The 24,814-nt window shown below is 34.6% G+C and carries 23 protein-coding genes; 3 read left to right on the top strand and 20 right to left on the bottom strand.

Translation table 11 applies throughout. The features are described from left to right. The first annotated feature begins 83 nt into the window (after positions 1 to 83). A complete protein-coding gene (locus tag GR162_RS01005) occupies positions 84 to 395 on the top strand; it encodes a hypothetical protein (protein ID WP_160780664.1) in 312 nt (103 codons plus the stop codon). A gap of 2 nt (positions 396 to 397) precedes the next feature. Here the strand turns inward: GR162_RS01005 and GR162_RS01010 are convergent, their stop codons facing one another. Beyond that, complete coding sequence (locus GR162_RS01010) at positions 398 to 688, bottom strand: type II toxin-antitoxin system RelE/ParE family toxin (protein WP_091128809.1); 291 nt, start codon at positions 686 to 688, stop codon at positions 398 to 400. 52 nt (positions 689 to 740) lie between these two features. Then, a complete protein-coding gene (locus GR162_RS01015; RefSeq protein WP_160780665.1) occupies positions 741 to 1,697 on the bottom strand; it encodes an MBL fold metallo-hydrolase in 957 nt (318 codons plus the stop codon). A gap of 180 nt (positions 1,698 to 1,877) precedes the next feature. Between GR162_RS01015 and GR162_RS01020 the strand changes: the two genes are divergently transcribed. Further along, positions 1,878 to 3,431, top strand: a complete 1,554-nt coding sequence (locus GR162_RS01020) for an aldehyde dehydrogenase family protein (RefSeq protein ID WP_160780666.1) — start codon at positions 1,878 to 1,880, stop codon at positions 3,429 to 3,431. A gap of 68 nt (positions 3,432 to 3,499) precedes the next feature. Here GR162_RS01020 and GR162_RS01025 read toward each other — a convergent pair whose 3' ends face one another. From GR162_RS01025 to aspS, 18 genes are all read right to left on the bottom strand, one after another. Then, on the bottom strand, positions 3,500 to 6,349 hold the full coding sequence (locus GR162_RS01025) for a T9SS type A sorting domain-containing protein (RefSeq protein WP_160780667.1): 2,850 nt from the start codon (positions 6,347 to 6,349) through the stop codon (positions 3,500 to 3,502). 481 nt (positions 6,350 to 6,830) lie between these two features. Further along, positions 6,831 to 7,601 (bottom strand): Bax inhibitor-1/YccA family protein, encoded by a 771-nt coding sequence (locus tag GR162_RS01030; protein WP_160780668.1) that lies wholly within the window; start codon positions 7,599 to 7,601, stop codon positions 6,831 to 6,833. A gap of 163 nt (positions 7,602 to 7,764) precedes the next feature. Then, positions 7,765 to 9,156, bottom strand: a complete 1,392-nt coding sequence (locus GR162_RS01035) for an NADH-quinone oxidoreductase subunit N (RefSeq protein WP_160780669.1) — start codon at positions 9,154 to 9,156, stop codon at positions 7,765 to 7,767. Positions 9,157 to 9,223: 67 nt separating this feature from the next. After that, the gene (locus GR162_RS01040; protein ID WP_160780670.1) at positions 9,224 to 10,663 is read right to left on the bottom strand and encodes a NuoM family protein; all 1,440 of its coding nucleotides are present in this window, start codon (positions 10,661 to 10,663) and stop codon (positions 9,224 to 9,226) included. Positions 10,664 to 10,673: 10 nt separating this feature from the next. Next, complete coding sequence (nuoL, locus tag GR162_RS01045) at positions 10,674 to 12,557, bottom strand: NADH-quinone oxidoreductase subunit L (protein WP_160780671.1); 1,884 nt, start codon at positions 12,555 to 12,557, stop codon at positions 10,674 to 10,676. A gap of 6 nt (positions 12,558 to 12,563) precedes the next feature. Then, complete coding sequence (gene nuoK, locus GR162_RS01050) at positions 12,564 to 12,884, bottom strand: NADH-quinone oxidoreductase subunit NuoK (protein ID WP_008466103.1); 321 nt, start codon at positions 12,882 to 12,884, stop codon at positions 12,564 to 12,566. Continuing rightward, a complete protein-coding gene (locus tag GR162_RS01055; protein ID WP_066033069.1) occupies positions 12,884 to 13,423 on the bottom strand; it encodes an NADH-quinone oxidoreductase subunit J in 540 nt (179 codons plus the stop codon). Before GR162_RS01055 ends, nuoK begins: the two co-directional genes overlap by 1 nt. Then, entirely contained in the window at positions 13,424 to 13,969 is a 546-nt protein-coding gene (locus tag GR162_RS01060; RefSeq protein ID WP_160780672.1) for an NADH-quinone oxidoreductase subunit I, read from the bottom strand. Between the two features lie 88 nt (positions 13,970 to 14,057). Further along, complete coding sequence (gene nuoH / locus GR162_RS01065) at positions 14,058 to 15,110, bottom strand: NADH-quinone oxidoreductase subunit NuoH (protein ID WP_160780673.1); 1,053 nt, start codon at positions 15,108 to 15,110, stop codon at positions 14,058 to 14,060. Between the two features lie 3 nt (positions 15,111 to 15,113). Beyond that, positions 15,114 to 16,145, bottom strand: a complete 1,032-nt coding sequence (locus GR162_RS01070; RefSeq protein WP_008466109.1) for a 2Fe-2S iron-sulfur cluster-binding protein — start codon at positions 16,143 to 16,145, stop codon at positions 15,114 to 15,116. A 92-nt stretch (positions 16,146 to 16,237) separates the two neighbouring features. Beyond that, positions 16,238 to 17,608, bottom strand: a complete 1,371-nt coding sequence (gene nuoF, locus GR162_RS01075) for an NADH-quinone oxidoreductase subunit NuoF (RefSeq protein ID WP_160780674.1) — start codon at positions 17,606 to 17,608, stop codon at positions 16,238 to 16,240. A gap of 1 nt (position 17,609) precedes the next feature. Beyond that, positions 17,610 to 18,140, bottom strand: coding sequence for an NAD(P)H-dependent oxidoreductase subunit E (locus GR162_RS01080; protein WP_008466111.1), 531 nt, complete (start codon positions 18,138 to 18,140; stop codon positions 17,610 to 17,612). 76 nt (positions 18,141 to 18,216) lie between these two features. Further along, on the bottom strand, positions 18,217 to 19,455 hold the full coding sequence (locus GR162_RS01085; protein WP_160780675.1) for an NADH-quinone oxidoreductase subunit D: 1,239 nt from the start codon (positions 19,453 to 19,455) through the stop codon (positions 18,217 to 18,219). Positions 19,456 to 19,476: 21 nt separating this feature from the next. Beyond that, positions 19,477 to 19,998 (bottom strand): NADH-quinone oxidoreductase subunit C, encoded by a 522-nt coding sequence (locus GR162_RS01090; protein ID WP_066033065.1) that lies wholly within the window; start codon positions 19,996 to 19,998, stop codon positions 19,477 to 19,479. 1 nt (position 19,999) lies between these two features. Then, complete coding sequence (locus tag GR162_RS01095) at positions 20,000 to 20,548, bottom strand: NADH-quinone oxidoreductase subunit B (protein ID WP_008466114.1); 549 nt, start codon at positions 20,546 to 20,548, stop codon at positions 20,000 to 20,002. A 143-nt stretch (positions 20,549 to 20,691) separates the two neighbouring features. Then, complete coding sequence (locus GR162_RS01100; RefSeq protein ID WP_008466117.1) at positions 20,692 to 21,057, bottom strand: NADH-quinone oxidoreductase subunit A; 366 nt, start codon at positions 21,055 to 21,057, stop codon at positions 20,692 to 20,694. Positions 21,058 to 21,301: 244 nt separating this feature from the next. Next, on the bottom strand, positions 21,302 to 21,496 hold the full coding sequence (locus tag GR162_RS01105) for a cold-shock protein (protein ID WP_007137066.1): 195 nt from the start codon (positions 21,494 to 21,496) through the stop codon (positions 21,302 to 21,304). Between the two features lie 308 nt (positions 21,497 to 21,804). After that, positions 21,805 to 23,556, bottom strand: a complete 1,752-nt coding sequence (gene aspS, locus GR162_RS01110; protein WP_160780676.1) for an aspartate--tRNA ligase — start codon at positions 23,554 to 23,556, stop codon at positions 21,805 to 21,807. 158 nt (positions 23,557 to 23,714) lie between these two features. Here aspS and GR162_RS01115 point away from each other — a divergent pair, with 158 nt between their 5' ends. Further along, the gene (locus tag GR162_RS01115; protein WP_066033063.1) at positions 23,715 to 24,710 is read left to right on the top strand and encodes a TlpA disulfide reductase family protein; all 996 of its coding nucleotides are present in this window, start codon (positions 23,715 to 23,717) and stop codon (positions 24,708 to 24,710) included. Positions 24,711 to 24,814: the final 104 nt, after the last annotated feature.

Below are 24,814 nucleotides of genomic sequence, written 5' to 3' on the forward strand. Positions count from 1 at the left end.
CGGGTTTATTTTGGTGTATTTTCATTCAAATAAGAAAATATTTTCTACATTTGTATCATATATGAAACAAAAAACACTCAATTATGATACAAGAAATAATCGCATATAAAAATATAATCGATAATATTGAGAGTTTAATTGATAAATCTCCCTTTAAAAAAAGCTATATTATTGAGCAAGTTGGTATTCCAAGTCCAACGTTCTATCGTAAGTTAAAGACTCAGACTTTTTCTGCCGATGAAATGCTTTCTATTGCTAAAATTCTTTCTCCAGAAGAAAACTTTAGATTAGAATTAAAAGAGGAAATCGAGCAGGGTAAACGTGATCTCGAAAATGGAGATTTTATTACTCATGAAGAAATGCTGGCAGAATTAAGAAGTAAAAAACTTATATAGATTTACAAATCATAAGGATTTAAAGGCCGTTGGCGATTATTCCAAAAAGCAATCAGTTTTATTTGATTTTCTTTTATTGCATAATATAAAGTAATATGTTTTGAGATTACTATTTCCCGGCATTCTAAATCATCCCTATATTTTCCTATTTGAGGGTTTTTTTCTAATAACTTATTTACTCTTAATACATCGAGAATAAATTTTTCTGCTATTAATGGTGACCAATATAATTCTAAATAATTTCGAATAGAGTAAAAGTTATATTTTGCTTTTTTTGACCAAACAATTTCCATTTAATATAATTTATTTGGCTAAATTATAAAAAATAACTTACAAATTTATTTTCTATAATTCAAGTTTTTTCCCTTGCTCAGGATAGATAATCTTCAAGCCTAAATCATTTTGAGCTTTTAACTGCTCTTTTATTTTAGCAATATTCTTTGCAGGCGGTTTCAAATGTGTGATGATAATTTTAAAGTTTTCAAGAGAACCTTTTCCTGCTAAATCCTCTAGGACATGAAGTTCTTTCATTAAATAATTTGGGGTTAAATGACCAAATAAAAATTTGTCAGGCTGTTCGTTAGGAAACGAAACTTCAATAAAAATTCCTTTTAATTGCTTTTCTTTTACCAATGGAGCAACTGCTGTCCATAAATCGCGAAGATTATTGCTTTTTTCTACTTCATCAGGGCCTGTGTCTCCTAAATATAATGAATAGTCATTCTCATTTTTAATTAAGAAAGCGGTACTCTCAAACGGATTAACATGGCTAAGAGAAAAAGCTTTAACTGTCATTTTGGTATTAGTTAAAGAAGTTTCTTCTCCCAGATTCAAAGTTTGAAAATGGTATTTTTTTAAACGAAAACCAGGGCCTGCATCTCCAAAATTAGCCCAAGTCTGATCGTTGAAATAATGGTTTTCCATCATTTCCATACATTTATTGGTAGCGTAAACCGTTTTAGAAGAATCGGCAGGAGAATTTATAATCAATCCCGAAACATGATCTAAATGCGCGTGGGAAATCAAATATCCTTTGATATATTTTCTTAGAACTTCGCTTGTAGAAACTTTAAACGTTTTCTTTTCTATGGCTTTTTCTATTCCAGCATTTACAGTTCCAGCGTCGAGACAGATATAATCGGTTGTGTTTGATGGAGCTATTAAATAAGCGGAAAGATTTTTTTCGTCAATTCCGCCTTTTATTCCTAAAGGAACTACTTGAAATGAGGATTTTGCTTTTTGAGAAAATATATTGGTTGTTACTAAAAGAAAACAAAGGAGAAGCCTAATGTAAGAGGTCATATTTTTAATTTTAAGTAATGCAAATTTCATTAAATAAATCCAATATTGAAGTTTTGTTTCTGTTAATACTATAAAATAAACTTAAATTTACTTTCATTTATGAATTAACTTCAATGGGAAATTAATTCGAAAACAATATCTTTACATAAAAATATAACAATTTTAACTAAAAAAGTTACAATGACAACAATAGCATCGCAATTTGGAATGAAGGAAGCTCTTGAAAAATTGGGCATCAAGACAATAAATGAAGGAACATCAACAGGAATTAATAATTTTTCATCTGGAGAAATTCTAGAAAGTTATTCGCCAGTTGACGGAAAATTAATTGCTTCGGTAAAAATGTCAACAGCAGAAGATTATGAAAAAGCAATCCAGACAGCTGCAGAAGCGTTTAAAACTTTTAGATTGATTCCTGCGCCACAGCGTGGTGAAATTGTACGTCAGTTTGGAGAAAAATTGAGACAAAATAAAGAAGCTCTTGGAAAACTGGTTTCTTATGAAATGGGAAAATCATTTCAAGAGGGTCTTGGAGAAGTTCAGGAAATGATTGATATCTGTGATTTTGCAGTTGGTTTATCTCGTCAGCTTCACGGATTAACAATGCATTCTGAAAGACCAGGACACCGTATGTATGAGCAATATCATCCGTTGGGAATTGTTGGAATCATTTCGGCCTTTAATTTTCCAGTTGCAGTTTGGTCTTGGAACACAGCTTTAGCTTGGATTTCTGGTGATGTCTGCGTTTGGAAGCCTTCTGAAAAAACACCTCTTTGCGGTATCGCCTGCCAGAACATTATAGCTGAGGTTATTAAAGAAAATAATCTTCCAGAAGGAATTTCATGTTTGATAAACGGTGATTATAAAATAGGAGAGTTATTGACTGCTGATACTCGAATTCCGCTTATTTCTGCGACAGGTTCAACCAGAATGGGAAAAATTGTTGCTCAGACTGTGGCAGGAAGATTAGGCAAATCATTATTAGAACTTGGAGGAAACAATGCTATTATTGTGACTCCTGATGCCGATATTAAAATGACCGTTATCGGAGCTGTTTTCGGAGCTGTTGGAACGGCTGGACAACGTTGTACTTCAACTAGAAGACTGATTATTCATGAAAGTATTTATGATAAAGTAAAAGATGCATTGGTGGCAGCTTACAAACAGTTAAGAATCGGAAATCCTCTTGACGAAAACAATCATGTTGGTCCCCTAATTGACACTCACGCAGTGGAAATGTATGCAGCGGCTTTAAATAAAGTTGTAGCCGAAGGCGGAAAAATTTTAGTTGAAGGAGGAGTGCTTTCTGGACAAGGTTATGAAAGCGGCTGTTATGTTAAACCTGCGATTGCTGAAGCTGAAAATTCATTTGATATTGTTCAGCATGAAACTTTTGCACCTGTTTTATATTTAATTAAATATTCAGGCGAAGTAGAGAATGCAATCGAAATTCAGAATGGTGTCGCACAAGGATTGTCTTCTGCAATTATGACGAATAATTTGCGTGAAGCAGAAAGATTCTTGTCTGCAACAGGTTCTGATTGCGGAATTGCAAATGTTAACATCGGAACTTCTGGTGCTGAAATCGGTGGCGCTTTTGGTGGTGAAAAAGAAACTGGAGGCGGACGTGAATCAGGGTCTGATGCTTGGAAAATTTATATGAGACGTCAAACTAATACAATCAATTATACTACAAATCTTCCATTAGCGCAGGGAATTAAATTTGATTTGTAGATTTGCAAAATCTGATATAAAAAAGGGCTTCCATATTAGGAAGCCCTTTGAGTTTAGTTAAGTCAGTTTTACTTTTTAATAAGTGTTTGATTAATTGATCCGTCCACAGTAGAAATTTTTGCTAGATAAGTGCCTGGAATTAAACTGCTCGTATCAATGCTTTCAGAATTTCCAGATTTAATTACTAAGTTTCCAGAAATGTTATAGATAAGTACTTTTTGTACTTTCTGTTCTGGGTCTGATAAGTATAAAGTGCTCGAAACAGGATTTGGATATAAAACTATTTTTGCAGATTCTGTTGTTGCTGAATCGCTAACTGTTGCCATTTTTAGAGTGCTTCCGCTATAAACTGTGCTGATATAGTATAAGTTGGCAACAGAATTTTTAGTAATAGAATGAGAACCTGCTGCAACAGAAACGGTTACAATGCCAGCAGATGCTGCATACGAAACGTTGTCTACTTTAATACTTCCTGTAAAAGTAGAATCAAAAACCAAAGTTAAGGTTGATGGACTAGTCGTTGTATATGTTATTGATGTGCTTGTTTCAATTTTCAGACGCTCAGTAAGTGTTAATCCATTGTAAGTTACAGAACCTGGAGTTGAATTCATATTTCCTGTAATAGAATAAAATGTACTCGTTTTTCCGGAAGTTGTAAAATTATGAATTTCAGATCCGCCAGTAGAACCAGTTGTAACCGTAATAGTTCCTGATGCCGTTACAGGAGTTCCTGCAGTACCTGAAGTTGTTACAGAGTACGATACATTTGCAGTTGGAGTTCCTGTAATAGTTATGGTTTTTGCAGTTGTATTTTTTACAAAAGATAAACCAGAAGCTGGTAATCCTGTTACAGTTGCATCTGTAGCGTTTCCGCCCCAAGTAAACACGATTGAAGCGATAGCAGTTCCAGAAGAAACAGTCTGACTATTATTTCCTGTTGAAGTTAAAGTTTGGTTTCCAGCAGCAGTAACTGTTACAGTTCCTGAGCCAGTGGCTGGAGAACCACTAGTTCCAGAAGTTGCAATTGAGTATGAAACTGTTGCAGTTGGCGTACCTGAAATGGTGATAGTTTTTGCTGTAGTATTCTTTACAAAAGTCAATCCCGAAGCAGGTAATCCTGTAACAGTTGCGTCGGTTGCATCTCCTCCCCATGTAAATACGATAGAAGAAATTGCTGTACCGCTTGCAACAGTTTGATTGTTGTTTGAAGCAGAAGTCAAAGTTAAAGTCTGCGTTCCAGCAGGCGGATTTCCTTCTCCTTGTACAGCAACTAAAGTTCCAGTATAGTTTGTAAGAGCAGTTTTTAATGCTGTAATAACTAAAGAAGAAGTATCATCTGTAGCATTGTTGAATGTCCATTTTAAATCTCCTCCAGAAACACGTCCTGCATATTGAGTAGCTTTAGCTTTAGCTGTTGCTGGACTATCAATTACTAAATTTTTTACATATAAATTCGCATCGGTATCAAAGTTGTTGTAAACATTAGCGCCCGATTTAGATTTTACTGCACTGCTTACCACTTCGCCCCTTGTAGCAGCCACATAAGCATCAAAATCTGTTGTAGAGCTTATTTTTCCAGAGATATTATACAACGGATTCGGATCATTATAAGCTACAAAACGCATATTATTTGTTCCGTTAGAAGCATCAAAAGTATTGTTGAAAGCTTTGATGCTTCCTCCAGCTTCACCAGAGAATGTTCCCATTGTTCCAGCGTTATTTACTTGATTGGCTTCATCCCAAATATCAGAACCTTGTAAAGAAGTCAGCATTGGGTGTTTGCTATTTCTAAAATAATTTCCTTCCATGAAAAGAGATGAGCCAAGAGTTGATCCTGCTCCATATTTAGAAACTCCATCATAATAATTATTATAAATATGCGCTGAATAATAACGAACACGAGGATGGCGAGAATCTGAGTGATCAAACCAATTGTGGTGATACGTGATGTACAATCCTGAAGTTGTTCCTTCGCTTAAACCTAAAAGACTTGCTTTTCCATTATCCCAAAAGTGGTTGTAAGATAACGTGATATAAGTCGAAGTTTTATTGTCAAGCGCGCCGTCGCCTTTTATCTGGTCAGCATCGCTTCCTGCATTTCCGTAGAATAAATCGCAGTTATGAACCCAAACGTGGTCATTGTCCTGTTGCATTCCCACATTATCACCAGCAGTACTATCGCAATTCATAAATCCCAGATTACTTACTTCTATGTTTGAGGCTGATTTCAGTCTAACTCCCCATCCATTTGCAACTGCATCGTCTCCAATGCCTTCAATGGTAACATAGCTAGAAGCATTGTTTGCATTTTCAATGACAACGTCGCCACCTTCCATAACGGTCATATCGGTGATATTTCCAATTAAACGAATGATAAACGGACGTGTATCTTTTCCTTTCTTAATGGCGTAAAGAATATTTTGTAGACCAATACAAGGATTTGAACTTGCACCGGTAATATTCATCGAAATGGTGTTTTTGGTATTTTGTGTAATGTAAAGGATTACGGCATTGTCTTTGGGAGTTCCGTCAGCTTTGTATCCTCCCGGAACACGTCCGCCTTCAAATGCAAAACCATTTCTGTCATGTGCAGCTACGGTTAGGCTGCTTGTTGTCGTTCCAGTTCCTTCAGTACCATTTATAACAGGCTTAATTTTTAAAGTGTACGTTCCAGCTTTAAGTCCTGGAATATCAGCACGAAAATAAGAGCCGTAACTTCTAATTAGCTGGTCATCAATTTTTTGGTCTGTAAATCCGTTACCCGTGTAATACACATTATAGGTTTGGGCGCCGCTGACTGGCTGCCATTTTACAAAGGCAGATTCCAACCAGCCAGAAGCTTCATTAATCTGAATGGTTTGGGCCCATAATTGGACTGTCATAAGAAAGACAGCCACGAAAAGTAGGTTTTTTTTCATAGTGTTTGTTTAAGATAGTTAATAAAATAAGTAAGTGGTTTTACTTACGATTCCAAGTGGTTTAATTGTAATCGATTACACAAAATTATATATTAATTTTAAATAGTATAATTTTTTTGCCAAAAAAAAGAGGATACTTAATTTTTTTTGCTCTTTGAATGTTAAAAATGCAACTTATTGCATTAATTGTAATTTATTACACATTTTTTGGATTATTGCGAAAAGGCGTATTTTCTTAGTATTTGATAATTTTGTGATTAAAATTGGAAGAAATTCAATTAGTGATAATTTTTTTTAATTACAAAAATTACATTTCAAATTTTTGTAAGAAATGGATTCTTTTTGGTTTTGAATAACAGATTATTTTTAAAAGTTTCTTAGTCCTGAATATAAAACCTCAGTAAAAATAGTACCCTATTAGACATAAAAAAAGCCCCTTTGATTTTACTCAAAGGGGCTTCAATTTTATTATAAGGACTGACTAGTCTCTGCTGGCAAATTTAGATAGGAGTCTTAAGAATTCGATGTATAACCATACCAATGTAATCATTAATCCCATTGCTCCATACCATTCCATAAACTTTGGCATTTTTTCTCTCGCGCCTTTTTCAATTAAATCAAAATCTAAGAAAAGGTTAAGAGCAGCGATGATGATAACAAAAACGCTGATACCAATACTCATCATAGAATTTCCATAATGAACAGGTGTCCAGCTTGTAAACATTGATACAACCCAAGAAATTAAATAATATGTTGCAATTGCTAATGTAGCCGCAACGACAACAGATTTGAATTGTTCTGTAACTTTAACGATTCTAAATTTATACAAACCAAGACAAACCAAGAAAGTAACAAGAGTTGCACCAACTGCATTAATTACGATTCCAGGAAATTTTAATTCAAATATTGCAGAAATACCTCCTATGAATAATCCTTCAAATAGGGCATATCCTGGAGCTAGGTAAGGAGATAATTGTGGTTTAAACGAAGAAACTAATACTAAAATGAAACCAACAATAGCACCGCCAATTGTAGGCAACATTGGATTTATTCCGTTAAAAGTCATCCACCATGTTACCATAGCAGCACCACACAAAATAAGGAATAAGATTGCTGTTTTGTTGATAGTTCCAGACACCGTCATTTCTTGATTGTAGTCAATAATCTGAGCTTGGTGTACTTCTGTCCTTGGTTCAGCGTTTGATGAAAAACGCTTACTGTTTAAAAATGGATTTTTTGAATTAAAGTTCATATTTTAATACATTTAATTGAACTCAAATATATGGAGATTTTTTGAAGTGCAATTATTGGAAAGAATTTTTTAACATGAATTTCTGTTCTTATGTAAGGCATAAAAAAAATCCATTAAAAATTAATTTAATGGATTTTCGAGTATTTTAAATCAAGAGGTTATCTTATTTCAATAAGTCTAAAACTAATGATGGGAATAAACCTAATGCAATGTTTAAAGCAATTGATACCACAGCTGTAGCATAAATAAGGAATGGTTTTCCTGTTCTTTCTTGATTAGGTTCTTTAGAATACATTGCAATAATAAGTTTAAAATAATATCCAACACTTATAATTGAGTTGATTACTGCAACGATTACTAAACCAATATATCCTGCTTGAATGGTTTGGTCGAATAAGAATAACTTGGCAAAGAATCCAGAGAAAATTGGGATTCCGGCCATTGACAATAATGAGGCTGTAAGGATTGCAGCTAATAGCGGATTTGTTTTTCCTAAACCATGGAAGTTTGTAATATCTTCATTATCATGATCTCTGCAAACATATAAGATTACACTGAAAGCCGCGATCCCTGCCAATGCATATGCAGCAGTATAATACAGTAGAACTCCAGCAGAAGCAGAAACCGTTAATAATGTCATTAACATGAAACCTGCATGAGAAATTCCAGAGAAAGCAAGCATACGTTTTACGTTTACTTGTCGTAATGCCATGATATTACCAACAGACATTGAAGCAATAGAAATGATAACTACAATAACTTCAAACGTATGTAAAAGATCTTGATTGTCGAGTGAAGCAATTACATTCATGCCAGAGATTAGCTTAAATAGAGTTGCAATAGCTACTACTTTTGCTAAAGTACTCATCAAGGCAGTTGTTAGAGCTGGAGAACCTTCGTAAACGTCTGGAGCCCAGAAGTGGAAAGGAACAGCTGCCACTTTAAATAACATTCCGATAATCATTAAAATCAATCCAATAGGAAACCAGATCGGTAATTCTGCAGATAAAGCACTCTCATGGATTTCACTGATGTCAAAAGTTCCCATTGCTCCGTAAATCAAGCAGATTCCGAATAAAATAATTCCAGAAGCAAAAGATCCCATTAAGAAATATTTCATACCTGCTTCGTTACTCTTTATATTCAAACGGTCACTTGCCGCTAAAACATATAAAGCAATAGATAGAATTTCGATTCCTAAGAAGAACATTGCTAAGTTTCCAAAAGAAACCATTGCTACAGCTCCAGCTAGTAAGAAAACTTTAATAGCAACATAATCAGAAATTTTTGTTGGATGATTATGGTAAAAATTATGGCTTAATGCTACAAGGAAAATAGTCAAAACGATAAACAATGATGAAAAAGCTGTAGAAAACTTACTCACTGCTATCATGTTGTTGTAATAACTTTGTTCTGCTCCAAATTCACAGTAATTAAGTGCCAATACGCCTACTAGACCCAAAATGGTAATAGGAACGATCGCCTTTCTTAAATTAAGAATTTCAAACAATAGGCAGAAAATACCCAATCCTGTTATAGCTATTAATGTATTCATTTTTATCTTTTTGATTTAGGATTTCAATTTTTAAGCTCAAATCCTAATTTATTTTTTGTTTAAAATATTAGTTCTTATTGATAACTTGTAAAATGTTTTCCAAGCTTGGTGTAATCAAATCTGTGATTGGTTTTGGATAGAAACCAAAGAATAATAAAACTGCAATGATTACAGCAAATGAAATTCCTTCGTTTAGCGTAACATCTGCAAAAGTTTTAGAATTAGTTTCTCCTAACATTACATGCTGGAACATTCTTAACATATAGTAAGCGCCTAGAATAATAGTAGTACCGCCAAGAATAGCAAACCAGATATTGATTTGAGATAAACTGTATAATACTGTAAACTCTCCAACGAAGTTAAATGTACTTGGTAATGCAACAGAAGCTAATACTAAGATTAAAAACATCGATGTGAATTTTGGAGATTGAGCACGGATTCCTCCCATTTCGCCAATTTCTCTCGTTTCGTATCTTCTAAAAATTACTTCAGCAGCAAAGAACAATCCTACCACAACAAAACCGTGAGCGATCATTTGCATAACTGATCCTCTAAAACCGTCAAGAGTCAAAGTGTAAGATCCAGCAGCAATTAATCCAACGTGAGCAAGAGAAGAATAAGCTAATAATTTCTTTAAATCTTTTTGTCTTAAAGCTACGATAGAACCGTAAATAACTCCAGCAATTCCTAAAGCAATAAAAATATGCATATATTCTTTAGCCGCGATTGGTGCAAGTGGCAATTGCCAACGTAGAACACTGTACAATCCCATTTTTAGCATGATACCAGATAGAAGCATTGTTCCAACTGTTGGTGCTTTTTGGTACACATTTGCTTGCCAAGTATGGAAAGGAATAATTGGAATTTTAATAGCATAAGCTAAAAAGAAAGCCAAGAAAACCCAGAATTGCTCGCAAGCAGATAAGTTTACTTTGTATAAATCTTCGATTAAGAAAGAACCCGCTTTTGTGTATAAATAAATAAAAGCAGTCAACATGAATAACGAACCTGCTAGTGTATAAATAAAGAATTTAACCACTGCTTTTCTGCGCTCTTCAGCATCGCCATTACCCCAAATCAAAGCAATAAAGTAGATTGGAATAAGTGCTAGCTCCCAGAAGATATAGTATAAAAGACCGTCAGCTGCTAAGAAAGTTCCCGCCATAGCAAAAGCCATAAACAAGATTAATCCATAAAAGCCTTTTGCATTTTTATATTCATTTCCAAAAGAAGAAAATATAATAATCGGAGTTAAAGCTACGGTTAATAAAACCATTGCAAATCCAAGTCCGTCACCATTTAAAGCGAAAGAAATTTTAGGCTGATTGATCCAGTTGCTGATTACGCTAATATTTTCGCCAGCATTATAATTATTCAATAATACAATTGAACATCCTAAAGCTGCTAAACTAAATAATAAAGCAACTTTTGAAGCTAGTTTGTCACCAGAAAAATAAGTGGCAAATGCACCAATTAAAAGTATAATTAATATAGTAGAAACGTTCATAGTAATAATATTATTGAGCTAAAAATATATAGGAAACAATTGCACAAAGTCCTAAAACAAAAACAAATAGATATAATCCTATACTTCCGGTTTGTAATTTTTTTCCTTGGAAAGCAATTTCGTTTGCTATTTTACCTAATCCAAAAACAAGAGCAGATAATCCTGTCTCGATATAGTCTCTAAAGAATTTAGATAAACTATTAATTGGCGCAACAAATACTGCATCGTAAACTTCGTCTACATAATATTTGTTATATAAAACTTTGCTTAAACCAGTAATGTTTTCATCAGATTCTGGAACATTATCTTGTTTAAAGTATTTTACGTAAGCGATTAAAATTCCTAGTAATCCACCTAAAACTGCAACACCCATCAAAGTGTATTCAGTTGGGCCTAAGTGGTGGTGTTCTTCAGCTACTTTCGTGAAAAGAGGAGCAAGGTATCCATTTAACCAGCTGTTTCCAGGCAAACTGATTAATCCGCCAAAAGTTGCCAAAATAGCTAAGATGATAAGCGGAATAGTAATTAATGAACCGCTTTCGTGTAAATGATGTTTTTGTTCTTCTGTTCCTCTAAATTCTTTGAAGAAAGTCAAGAACATTAAACGGAACATATAAAAAGCTGTCATGATTGAAGCAACTGATCCAACAACATATAATGGAATACTGTGGTGGAAAGCTGTCAATAAAATTTCGTCTTTAGAGAAGAATCCAGAAAAGAATGGAACTCCAGAAATTGCTAATGAAGAAATCAACATAGTCCAGAACGTGATTGGCATTGCTTTACGCAAACCTCCCATGTTACGCATATCTTGCTCTCCGTGTAATCCGTGAATTACAGATCCAGAACCTAAGAATAAACAAGCTTTGAAGAAAGCGTGAGTGATTACGTGGAAAACAGCTACTTCATAAGCTCCAAATCCTAATGCTAAAAACATTAAACCTAATTGAGAAACTGTAGAGTAAGCCAATACTTTTTTGATATCGTTTTGAACTAAGCCAATTGTAGCGGCAACTAGTGAAGTGATTGCTCCAATAATTGCAATTACAGATTGAACATCTGTTGCAAGGTCAAAAACAAAGTTTAATCTTGTTACCATAAAGATACCAGCAGTAACCATCGTAGCCGCGTGTATCAATGCAGAAACTGGAGTTGGTCCAGCCATCGCATCAGGTAACCAAGTGTATAACGGAATTTGAGCAGATTTACCACAAGCTCCAATAAATAAACATAAAGCAGCTAAAGAAAGTAATGGTAAATTTAAGTTAGTCGCTCCTGCAATTGCAGTTTTTAAAGTTGCATAATCTAATGTAGAGAACATCGATCCGATGATGAACATTCCGATTAATAAACCTAAATCTCCAATTCTGTTCATGATGAAAGCTTTTTTTGCAGCATCATTGTAATCTTGGTTTTTATGCCAAAATCCAATTAATAGGTAAGAGCAAAGTCCAACACCTTCCCATCCGATGAAAAGAACTAATAAGTTGCTTCCAATTACAAGCGTAATCATGAAGAATACGAATAGATTTAAATAGGCAAAGAATTTGTGCATATTCTCATCATCGTGCATGTAACTGATAGAGTATAAGTGGATCAAAGATCCAATTCCAGTTACGAAAAGTAACCAAAGAACAGATAATTGATCTAATAAAAATCCAAGATTGATTTTTAAGTTGCTAATTTGTATCCAATCAAATAAAGTAACTTCAATTCCTTTTCCAGTTGAAGTTATTTGATTAAAAAGTAAAAGAGAAACTACAAAAGAAATTGCTACGGCAATAGTTCCGATTGCACCAGAAACTGTTTTTCCTAAGCTTTTTCCAAAAAAGACATTTACTAGAAAACCTAGTAAAGGAGTTAAAACTAAAATTAAAGCTAAATTGGTATCCATTTCTGATTATCCTTTTAAATTTTTTAAATTATCGATACTGATTGATCCGATATTTCTAAAGATAGAAACTAAAATGGCCAATCCTACCGCAACTTCGGCTGCAGCAACCGCCATCGAGAAGAACACAAAAACTTGTCCTTGCGCATCTTGATGATAAGTTGAAAAAGCAACAAATAAAAGGTTTACCGCATTCAACATAATTTCGATAGACATGAAAACGATAATAGCATTTCGTCTGTACAATACACCAAAAATACCAATACAGAAAAGTACAACACTCAAAAAGATGTAGTTTTCAATACCTATTTGATTTAATATATTACCCATTATTTATTTAATTTTTCTTTTTTAGACAATAGAACTGTTCCAATCATAGCAACCAAAAGCAAGATCGAAGCAAATTCAAATGGAACCATATATTCGTCCAATAAGATTTTACCTAAAACTTTAATTGATTGGAAATCTTCTCCAGTAGAATCGTACTCACCAACAATTGGTTTTGAGTTAATAAAGATTGCAATTAAAACAATCAATATTAAACAGAAGGACACAATAGCACCTAAACGCGTAATTCTAGGACGGTGAACTTCTCGCTGTTCATTCAGGTTCATCAACATGATGGTAAACAGGAACAGAATCATAATAGCTCCGGAGTAGACTATTATATGAACAACAGCTAAGAACTGAGAATTTAATAGTAAATAATGACCAGCAATAGAAAAGAAACAAATCACTAAGTAAATAGCCGAGTGAATCGGGTTTCTGCTGAAAATAGTCAAGAAAGCAGTAATAACGGTAATAAACGCTAAAAAGCAAAAGATAACTTGAATAGTTGTTGCGTGTGCAAAATCAGGAATATGTATCATTTAGTTAGCATTTTTAAGTTGAGCGTTTTTCATAGCCATTTCTAAGGGCATTACTAATTTATCTTTCCCGAAAATGAAATCTTCTCTGTTGTAACTAGCAGGAACTAACACTTTAGACTCAGTTAAGTAAATAGCGTCTTTTGGACAAGCTTCTTCACATAAACCGCAGAAAATACAACGAAGCATATTGATTTCATAGATCTCAGCGTATTTCTCTTCTCTATATAAGTGTTTTTCATCAGGTTTACGTTCTGCAGCTTTCATAGTGATTGCTTCAGCAGGACATGATAATGCACATAATCCGCAAGCAGTACAGTTTTCGCGACCTTGCTCATCGCGTTTCAACATGTGCTGACCACGGTAAACCGGACTCATTTCACGAACCTGTTCTGGGTAATGAATGGTAACTTTTTTTCTGAAAAGGTGTTTGACAGTAATGATTAAACCTTTTACAATCGCCACAAGATACAATCGCTCAACAAAAGACATCTCCTTATTTGAGACCACCTTTTTTCTACCCGATAATGATATAGTTTCTATTGACATTTTTACTATTATAGTTTATGATTTACAATTTGATATTCAATCAAATTCAAAATCTATTTTTGTTTTTATTTGAAGCTTATTACGGTTCTTAGAATCCTAAAGCTGCTGCAATATCGTGTCTTAAAATAACAACACCTGTAATCATGATATTAATAATCGAAAGTGGAATTAAGATTCTCCAGCCTAAGTTCATTAATTGGTCATATCTAAATCTTGGAATTGTCCAACGTACCCACATGTAGAAGAAAATGAAGAAACATATTTTTATAAATAATGCTCCAATTCCTAATAAGTTAGCTGTATTTACACCTACATTTTCTACCATCCATTGCATTCCTGGGTAGTTGTATCCACCGAAAAATAATACAGAAATAATAGTAGAAGAGATAAACATACTTGCATATTCAGCAAATAAATAGAATCCCATTTTCATTGACGAATATTCTGTGTGGTAACCTCCAATTAACTCGTTTTCACATTCTGCTAAGTCAAAAGGAGTTCTGTTTGTTTCTGCAAACGAACAGATTAAGAAAATTAAGAATGATAACGGCTGATAAAAAACATTCCAGTTCATTCCTTGCTGCTGTAAGGAGATCTCTTTTAAACTCATTGTTCCAGTCATCATCAATAAAGCAATAATTGATAATCCCATTGCAATTTCGTAAGAAACCATTTGAGAAGCTGCACGTATAGCTCCCATCAAAGAGAATTTGTTGTTAGAAGCCCATCCACCAATCATGATACCATAAACTCCTACAGAAAGAACTCCGAAAATGTATAATAAAGCAATATTTACGTCGGTAGCTTGAAGAATAATGTCTCTTCCAAAAAGATGCAAACGATCTCCCCACGGAATTACAGCACTTGTCATCAAGGCTGTACTCATTGCAATTGCCGGACCTACAACGAATAAAAATTTATTTGGCGTATTTGGGAAAAACTCTTCTTTTGAGAATAATTTCATACCATCTGCAAGTGGCTGTAATAAACCTCCCCATCCAGCTCGGTTTGGTCCAACACGGTCTTGCAAAAAAGCAGCAACTTTACGTTCTGCCCAAGTAGAATACATTGCCATAATCATTGTTACCGCAAAAACGACAACAATAACAACACTCTTTTCTATAATAAATGCACTTTCCATTTCTTATTGTTTTTGGTCTTTATCAGTTAATGGAATTGCTGCCATACTAATCTTTTTACGGTCGATATCTCTACCTAAAAGAATGTTCTTTTCTGTATCGATTTGAACTTTCTCTAATTTTTGAGTGTAATTGTTTTGGTTGATTACAGAGTCTTTTTCAAACTCTCTTGGTCCTTCAATTACCCAGTCATTAACATCTTTGTGATCAAAACGACAGCTGTTGCAAATAAATTCTTCAACTTCATGGTACTCGTCTTTACGACCCGTTACACGCTGAATTTCTCCTCCAAACATCCAAACCGTAGTTTTACCACAACACCCTGGAGTAGTACATTCTCTGTGCGCGTTATAAGGTTTGTTAAACCAAACTCTTGATTTAAAACGGAAAGTTTTATCTGTTAAAGCTCCAACCGGACAAACATCAATCATGTTTCCAGAGAACTCATTATCGATAGCTTTAGAAATACCAGTTGAGATATTAGCGTGATCACCACGATCTAATACTCCGTGAACTCTGTTGTCTGTCAATTGATCCGCAACTTGTACGCATCTTTGGCATAAAATACAACGGTTCATATGCAGTTGAATATTTGGACCGATATCTTCTGGTTCAAATGTTCTTTTCTCTTCAATATAACGTGATTTTGGGTTTCCGTGCTCAAAACTTAAATTTTGAAGATCACATTCTCCCGCCTGATCACAAATAGGGCAGTCTAATGGGTGGTTAATCAATAAAAACTCTGTTACAGATTTACGTGCTTCGGTAACTCTGGCAGAAGATTTACTGTTTACTTCCATTCCGTCCATACATCCTGTTACACAAGATGCCATTAATTTTGGCATTGGTCTTGGGTCAGCTTCACTACCTTTAGAAACTTCAACTAAACAACAACGACATTTTCCTCCGCTGCCTTTTAATTTTGAGTAATAGCACATGGCTGGCGGCACCAAATCTCCACCAATCATACGTGCAGCCTGCAGGATCGTTGTTCCTGGTTCTACGTCTATACTTTGACCGTCTATGGTTACTTTCATCTCTTTATGATTTGAATGTTGAAAGTCGGAATATTGAAAAGAATTGCTGTCCTTTTTAACATTATGAACTTTATAACTTTCTGCTTTTTATATTATACGATTACTTTACTGCCAACTAAATGTTTTACTTGTGAAAAAGGTTCAGCGACAAAGTGATCTCTATTTTTGATTTTTTCAGGGAAACGAACATGATATTCGAACTCATCTCTAAAGTGACGAATCGCAGCAGCTACAGGCCAAGAAGCGGCATCACCAAGCGGACAAATTGTGTTTCCTTCAATTTTACTTTGAATGCTCCACAATAATTCGATATCTTCTTCACGGCCTTGACCGTTTTCGATTCTCCATAAGATTTTTTCTAACCATCCTGTTCCTTCGCGGCAAGGCGTACATTGTCCACAAGATTCGTGGTGGTAGAAACGGGCAAAGTTCCAAGTGTTTCTAACGATACAAGCTGTGTCATTGTAAACAATAAATCCTCCAGAACCTAACATAGATCCAGTAGCAAAACCACCATCACTAAGAGATTCGTAAGTCATTAAACGATCTTCTCCGTTTGCTGTTTTGAAAATCAAATCAGCAGGTAAGATTGGAACAGAAGAACCTCCAGGTACGAATGCTTTTAAAGGACGATCAGAAGACATTCCTCCTAAATATTCGTCAGAATTCATGAACTCATCTACGCTTAAACCTAATTCTATTTCGTAAACACCAGGATTTTTAATGTGTCCAGAAGCCGAAATTAATTTAGTTCCTGTAGAACGTCCAATTCCAATTTTAGCATAATCATCTCCAGAGTTGTTTACAATCCAAGGCACAGTTGAAATAGTTTCAACGTTGTTTACAACGGTTGGATTTGCCCAAAGACCAGAAACGGCTGGGAAAGGTGGTTTAATACGAGGATTTCCTCTTTTACCTTCCAATGATTCGATCAATGCTGTTTCTTCTCCACAGATATATGCTCCAGCTCCACAGTGTACGTGAAGTTCTAAGTCATAACCTGATCCTAATATATTTTTTCCTAACCAACCGGCAGCTTTTGCTTCGGCGATTGCTCTTTCTAAGATTTTGAAAACCCACATATATTCTCCACGTATGTAGATATATGATAGGTTAGCGCCCAAAGCGTAGCTTGAAGTAATCATTCCTTCGATCAATAGGTGAGGAATAAATTCCATCAAATAACGATCTTTGAATGTTCCAGGCTCAGATTCGTCGGCATTACACACTAAGTGTCTTGGTCTTCCTGATTTTTTATCAATAAAGCTCCATTTCATTCCAGCAGGGAAACCTGCACCACCACGACCACGTAATCCTGATTTTTTTACTTCTTCAGTAACTTCATCTGGAGTAAGTGTTTTTAAAGCTTTTTCTACAGAAGCATAACCGCCATTTTGGCGATACACTTCGTAGGTTTTAATTCCAGGAATATTGATTTTATCTAATAATATTTTTTGTGACATCTTATTTATCGTGTAATATTATTTTATCCTCTCTACAATCAGCAATGATCTGATCGATTTTCTCTTCTGTCAGTTTTTCTTTGTAGAAATCTCCCAATTGCATCATTGGAGCGTATCCGCAAGCACCTAAACATTCTACACCGGCAATAGTGAACATTCCGTCTGGAGTTGTTTCACCCATTTTAATGCCCAATTTTTCAGAAGTATAATCCATTAAATCTTCGGCACCACGTAAGCAGCAACAAGAAGTCTGGCAGAACTCAAACATGTACTTACCAATTGGCTTCTGGTTGAACATCGTATAGAAAGTAACCACTTCATAAACCTCGATTGGTTTTATCTGAAGAATCTCGGCAACTTTATCTTGCAATTCAATACTAAGCCAGTTGTTGTGTGCATCCTGAACTTCGTGCAAAACAGGCAATAAAGCCGATTTTTGTTTGCCCTCAGGATAATGACTGATTAATTCATTGATGCGGTTCATCAATGCCTCAGTCATGTTTATTTCTTGTTTGTAATGTTTTCTTTCCATTTTATTCTTGTTTTGCCACAAAGGCGCAAAGGCACAAATTTTTTAATCTAAATTTTATCTTCTAAAATCTAAATTTTTAGGCGTCTAATTCTCCTGCAATTACGTTCAAACTTGAAAGAATGATAATTGCATCAGAAAGCATGGCACCTTTAATCATTTCTGGGAATGCTTGATAATAAATAAAGCAAGGTCTTCTGAAATGTAATCTATATGGAGTTCTACTTCCGTCTGTTATTAAATAGAAACCGATTTCTCCATTTCCTCCTTCTACTGGATGGTAGATTTCTGCAACTGGTACAGGAACTTCTCCCATTACAATCTTAAAGTGATAAATTAAAGATTCCATAGAAGTGTAAACATCTTCTTTTGGAGGAAGGTAGTAATCTGGAACTTCAGCGTGATATTCATTTCCTGGAGGCATTTTTTCTAATGCCTGACGAATAATGCTTAAACTTTCCCAAACTTCAGCATTACGAACACAGAAACGATCATAAGTGTCTCCTGATTTTCCAACAGGAACAATAAAATCGAAATCTTCGTAAGATGAGTAAGGTTGTGCAACACGTACGTCGTAATCGACTCCAGCAGCACGTAAATTTGGACCTGTAAATCCGTAAGCTATTGCTTTTTCAGCAGTGATTGCACCAACGTTTACAGTTCTATCAAGGAAAATTCTATTTCTCTCGAATAAATTTTGGAATTCTTGCCAAACAGGTGGGAATTCTTCTAGGAATTTGTCTAGTTTTTTGAAAACTTCTGGAGACCAGTCTCTTTCAAAACCACCAATTCTTCCCATATTTGTAGTCAAACGAGCTCCACAAATTTCTTCATAGATTTCGTAGATTTTTTCTCTAAATTGAAAAACGTATAAGAAACCAGTATACGCACCAGTATCTACACCCAAAATCCCGTTACAGATAATGTGGTCTGTAATACGAGCCAGCTCCATAACGATAACTCTTAAATACTGAGCTCTTTTAGGAACTTCAATACCTAATAGTTTTTCTACTGTCATCCACCATCCCATATTATTAATAGGAGATGAACAATAGTTCATACGGTCTGTAAGTGGTGTAATTTGATAAAAAGGACGATTTTCGGCAATTTTTTCGAATGCTCTGTGGATGTAGCCAATCGTTGGCTCAGCCTCAAGAATTTTTTCACCATCCATCAGCAGGATATTTTGGAAAATACCGTGTGTGGCAGGGTGTGTAGGACCTAAATTCAGTACAGAAAGTTCGCTTCCGTCGTCGTTTAATCTCTCCTTAATTATTTTAGCATAACGATGCTCTGGTGGTAATAATAGTTCTGACATTTTATAATGTTGAATTATTTTTTAGCAATTTGATGTTGTTCTTCCAAAGAATCTGTCGTCCTTGTCAGTTCTTCCGCTGTCTTCCAGTGGGAATTCTTTTCTCATTGGGTGAGACTGCATTTCGTCCATATTTAAAATACGTTTCAATTGAGGGTGTCCTATAAAGTTAACTCCAAAGAAATCGTAAGTTTCTCTTTCCATCCAGTTTGAACTCAAGAAAATATTGGTAATCGATTTGATTTCTGGTTTTTCACCATTTAAGAAAACTTTGATTTTTAATCGTTTGTTTTCATACCAGTTGTGTAAATGGTAAACAACCGCAAACTGACGTTCTGTTTCGTTATCTGGATAGTGAATTCCGCATAAATCTGTTAAGAAATGAAAACGTAATTCTGGATCGTTTTTAAGGAATAGAATCAAGGCTGTAATTTTATCAGCCGAAGCTTCTAAAGAAAAAATATCTCTTTCTTGCTGAAAGTTAAAAACATCATTATTAAATGTTTCTACAAGTTTGTCTTGAATCAGGGTGTTTTCTAAGGCCATCTTATGAGATATTATATGAAGCTAATAATTCTTGGTATTCTGGAGAGCTTCTTCGTCTCACCGATTCGCTTTTTACCAATTCCTGAAGTCTCATAACTCCATCAACAATTTGTTCTGGTCTTGGCGGGCATCCTGGCACATAAACGTCAACAGGAATAACTTTATCAATTCCTTGAAGAACAGAATACGTGTCAAAAACACCTCCTGAAGAAGCGCAGGCTCCAACAGCAATTACCCAGCGAGGTTCAGACATTTGCTCGTATACTTGTCTTAAAATTGGCGCCATTTTTTTAGAAATAGTTCCCATTACTAAAAGCATATCTGCCTGTCTTGGCGAGAAGCTCACACGCTCAGAACCAAATCGAGCTAAGTCATAGTGAGATGCCATTGTTGCCATGAACTCGATACCACAGCATGAAGTCGCGAAAGGAAGCGGCCATAATGAGTTGGCTCTTGCTAAACCAACAACATCATTAAGTTTTGTCGCGAAGAAACCTTCGCCAACAACTCCTTCTGGCGGTGCAACCATATTTACTTTTGAATCGCTCATTTTATTTTAGATTTCTGATTTTAGATTTTAGATTTTGTAATTCTAAAAAAGTAAAATCAATTTTTTAAATCAGTACTTTAAATTTTGAGTTCAAATTTTAAATCTCAGAATTAGATAAATCTTAAATCTCAGATCTAAAATCGTTATTCCCACTCTAATGCTTTCTTTTTGATGATGTAAAAGAACCCAACCAAAAGCAAAGACATGAAAACTAACATTTTTAACATTCCTTCAATTCCTAAGTCTTTGAAGTTTACTGCCCATGGATAAAGGAAAATAACCTCTACATCGAACAATACAAACAAAATGGCAACTAAGAAGTATTTTACAGAAAAAGGAATACGGGCATTACCAACAGATTCGATACCGCATTCGAAGTTTTGATCTTTAACTTCAGAGGATCTTTTTGGTCCTAATTTCCCAGAAATGATGATTGTTCCTACCACAAAACCAACAGCTAGAATAAACTGCATTAAAATAGGAATGTAACTGTATTGATCAGATTGCATAAACTTTGATTTTATACTTAAAAAATGAGCCACAAAGATAACTTGGAAGTCTGTAAAACACAAGTTAAAAAAGGATTTAAGTAGGGTGCCAAACGGCGTTTATGTCTAATTTTTATTCATTATAAATAACAAGGTGGTATTTTAATATTTTTTTAAGATTTGGGGTAAAAAAAAACGTCCCGATATTTTCGGGACGTCTTCTGAGACCATTCAGAGGCAAAAAAAAATAATTGCTATATTTTTCTTAGATCACTGCTACTTTAGCAGCAACTTTCCCTTTTCTTCCTTCTTCTTCTTCGTAGCTTACACGGTCACCTTCGCGTAATTCTTCCGCGTTAATTCCTGAAGCGTGAACGAAGATGTCCTTTCCTGTTTCTTCGTCTGTAATGAACCCATAACCTTTAGATTCATTGAAAAATTTTACTGTACCTGTACGCATTGTAATTGTAATAATAATTTATAATAAAACAAATGTAACATATAAAATCATACAAAAGACAAATACGTGTTAATTTTTTGTAAAAATTATTGATTTACAGTGTTTTTACGCGGTTTATTGCATCAATTTGTTTATAAAATAGCATAATTTGCGAATCATTAATTGTAAGAATATAAAAATATTAAAATTGTAAGAATATGATAATTTAAAAAAATTATCATTTAAGATTTTTCTTAACATTTTGTTAAAATAAAAAAGCCACTGAATTTTCAACGGCTTTAATATTTTTTATGATTATTTTACTGCTTTTAAGCAATATCAACTTTTATACGAAGTTCTTTCAATTGTGCATCGTCAATTGCTGCAGGGGCATCGATCATGACGTCGCGTCCAGAATTATTTTTAGGGAATGCAATGAAATCTCTAATGGTTTCTTGTCCTCCTAAGATAGCAACAAGTCTGTCTAAACCAAAAGCAAGCCCTCCGTGAGGCGGTGCTCCAAATTGAAAAGCATCCATTAAGAATCCGAATTGCGCTTTTGCTTCTTCTTCAGTAAATCCTAAATATTTGAACATTAATTGTTGTGTTGCTTTATCGTAAATACGAATAGATCCACCTCCAATTTCATTACCATTCAAAACCATATCGTATGCATTTGCACGAACTTTTCCTGGTTCTGTTTCCAATAAAGCCATGTCTTCTGGTTTTGGCGAAGTAAAAGGGTGGTGCATAGCATGGTAACGCCCACTTTCTTCGTCTAACTCTAACAATGGAAAATCTACAACCCATAATGGAGCAAATTCTTCAGGATTACGCAATCCTAAACGAGTTGCCAATTCCATACGAAGTGCAGATAATTGCGCACGAGTTTTATTAGCTGGACCAGAAAGAACAAAAATCATATCACCAGGATTTGCTTCCGTTGCTTTTGCCCAATTTGTTAAATCATCCTGATCGTAGAATTTATCTACAGATGATTTGTAAGTTCCGTCTTCGTTACATTTTACGTAAACCATTCCAGACGCTCCAACTTGAGGACGTTTAACCCAGTCAATTAATCCATCTATTTCTTTACGAGTGTAATTTCCGGCTCCAGGAACAGCGATTCCGACAACTAATTCGGCTGCATTAAAAACAGGAAATTCTTTATGCTGTGCAAATTCGTTCAATTCTCCAAACTTCATCCCGAAACGAATGTCCGGTTTGTCATTTCCGTATGTTTTCATGGCATAGTCGTACGTGATTCTTGGGAATTTATCTACTTCAATGCCTTTAATTTCTTTTAATAAATGTCTTGTCAAGCCTTCAAAAATATTCAAGATATCTTCTTGCTCTACAAATGCCATTTCGCAGTCAATCTGAGTAAACTCTGGCTGACGGTCTGCACGTAAATCTTCGTCACGGAAACATTTTACGATTTGGAAATATTTATCCATTCCACCCACCATCAATAATTGTTTGAAAGTCTGTGGAGATTGTGGCAAAGCGTAAAACTGACCTTCGTTCATACGGCTTGGCACAACGAAATCTCTTGCTCCTTCTGGAGTAGATTTAATTAAGTAAGGCGTTTCAACTTCGCAGAAATCCAGATCAGAAAGATATTTGCGAACTTCCATTGCTACTTTATGACGGAATAACAAACTGTTTTTTACAGGATTTCTTCTAATATCCAAATAACGATATTTCATTCTGATGTCTTCTCCACCGTCAGTTTCATCTTCGATTGTAAATGGAGGAGTAAGAGCAGTATTCAAAATTGTTAATTCAGAAACTAAAATTTCGATTTCACCAGTTGGAATATTTTTGTTTTTGGCTTCACGCTCAATAACAGTTCCTTTTACCTGAATTACAAATTCACGACCCAAAGTTTTGGCCAATTCAAAAACAGTTTTATCGGTACGACTTTCGTCGAAAATAAGTTGTGTGATTCCATAACGGTCGCGTAAATCGACCCAATTCATAAATCCTTTATCACGTGATTTTTGAACCCAGCCCGCAAGTGTAACTTCGGTATTAATATTTGAAGCGTTTAATTCGCCACAATTATGACTTCTATACATAATCAAAATTTTAGACTGCAAAAGTAAACACAAAATTCAAATTAATATAGTAAAGTGATAAGTTGATTCAGAATAATTTTAAATATTTTGTTAATTCTAAAAATCCGAAGCTTTAATTTCTTTAGTTTTGATTCATCTAAAAACTAATATTAATACCTATGAAAAAACTTTTTGTTGCAGGTTTGGTAATTTTCAATGCACTTTATATTGTTGCCCAAAGCAAAAATTCAATTAAGTTCACAGCTAAAATTGCCAATAGAAATAGTGATACTTTAGTGATTAAAGGAAGAGATAATTTCAGGCAAGTAATTCCAATTGATAAAAAAGAAATTTTTGCTGCTACTTTTGATGCTCCTCAAGGATTCTATGTTTTTTCTGATGGAACAGAATCGTCTAATTTATATTTAAAGCCAAATTCTGAACTCAATTTAACCATGAATGCCAAAGAATTTGATGAAACGATTGTATATAAAGGTAAAGGTGTGGATGAAAGTAATTTTTTGGCACAACAGGCTTTAAAAGACGAAAGCTTTCAGAAAGATGCTTTTGCTAAAGAATCAGGCGAATTTACTGCTTTGCTTGATAGTAAATTAAAAGCGGATACAGAGAGTTTAGAAAAAGGAAATTTTGCTCCAGAATTTAAAACAGCTCTAAAACGCAGTTTTGAAAGTTTCCACCAATATGCAGCCGAAGAGTATGAAAGAGTTTCTAAAGCAAATAAGATGGTAGGAAAACCGTCTCCTGGATTTGACTACGAAAATTTTAAAGGAGGAAAAACAAAGCTTTCTGATTTAAAGGGAAAATATGTTTATATCGATCTTTGGGCTACTTGGTGTGCGCCTTGCAGAGCTGAGATCCCGTATTTGCAAAAAATTGAAGAGAAATACCATGGAAAAAATATTGAATTTGTAAGCATCTCTATTGACAAAGCAAAAGACAATGAAAAATGGAAAAAGTTTGTAACCGATAAAAAATTGGGAGGCGTTCAATTGTTTGCAGATAAAGATTGGGAATCTGAGTTTGTTGTGAATTATGGTGTGACAGGAATTCCGCGATTTATCTTAATAGACCCACAAGGAAATATTGTGAAATCTGATGCATCAAGACCATCTGATCCTGAACTAGATAAACAACTTAGCGCATTATTGAACTAATTTATTTACGAAATTTACAACGTTATCGTAAAACTCAAATATTTCTAGAATACCAGTAAAACCAGTGCCTTAACGCTGGTTTTTTTATTTTATGCATTTTTCCA

This window comes from Flavobacterium sp. HBTb2-11-1 (assembly GCF_009826975.1).
Taxonomy (GTDB): domain Bacteria; phylum Bacteroidota; class Bacteroidia; order Flavobacteriales; family Flavobacteriaceae; genus Flavobacterium.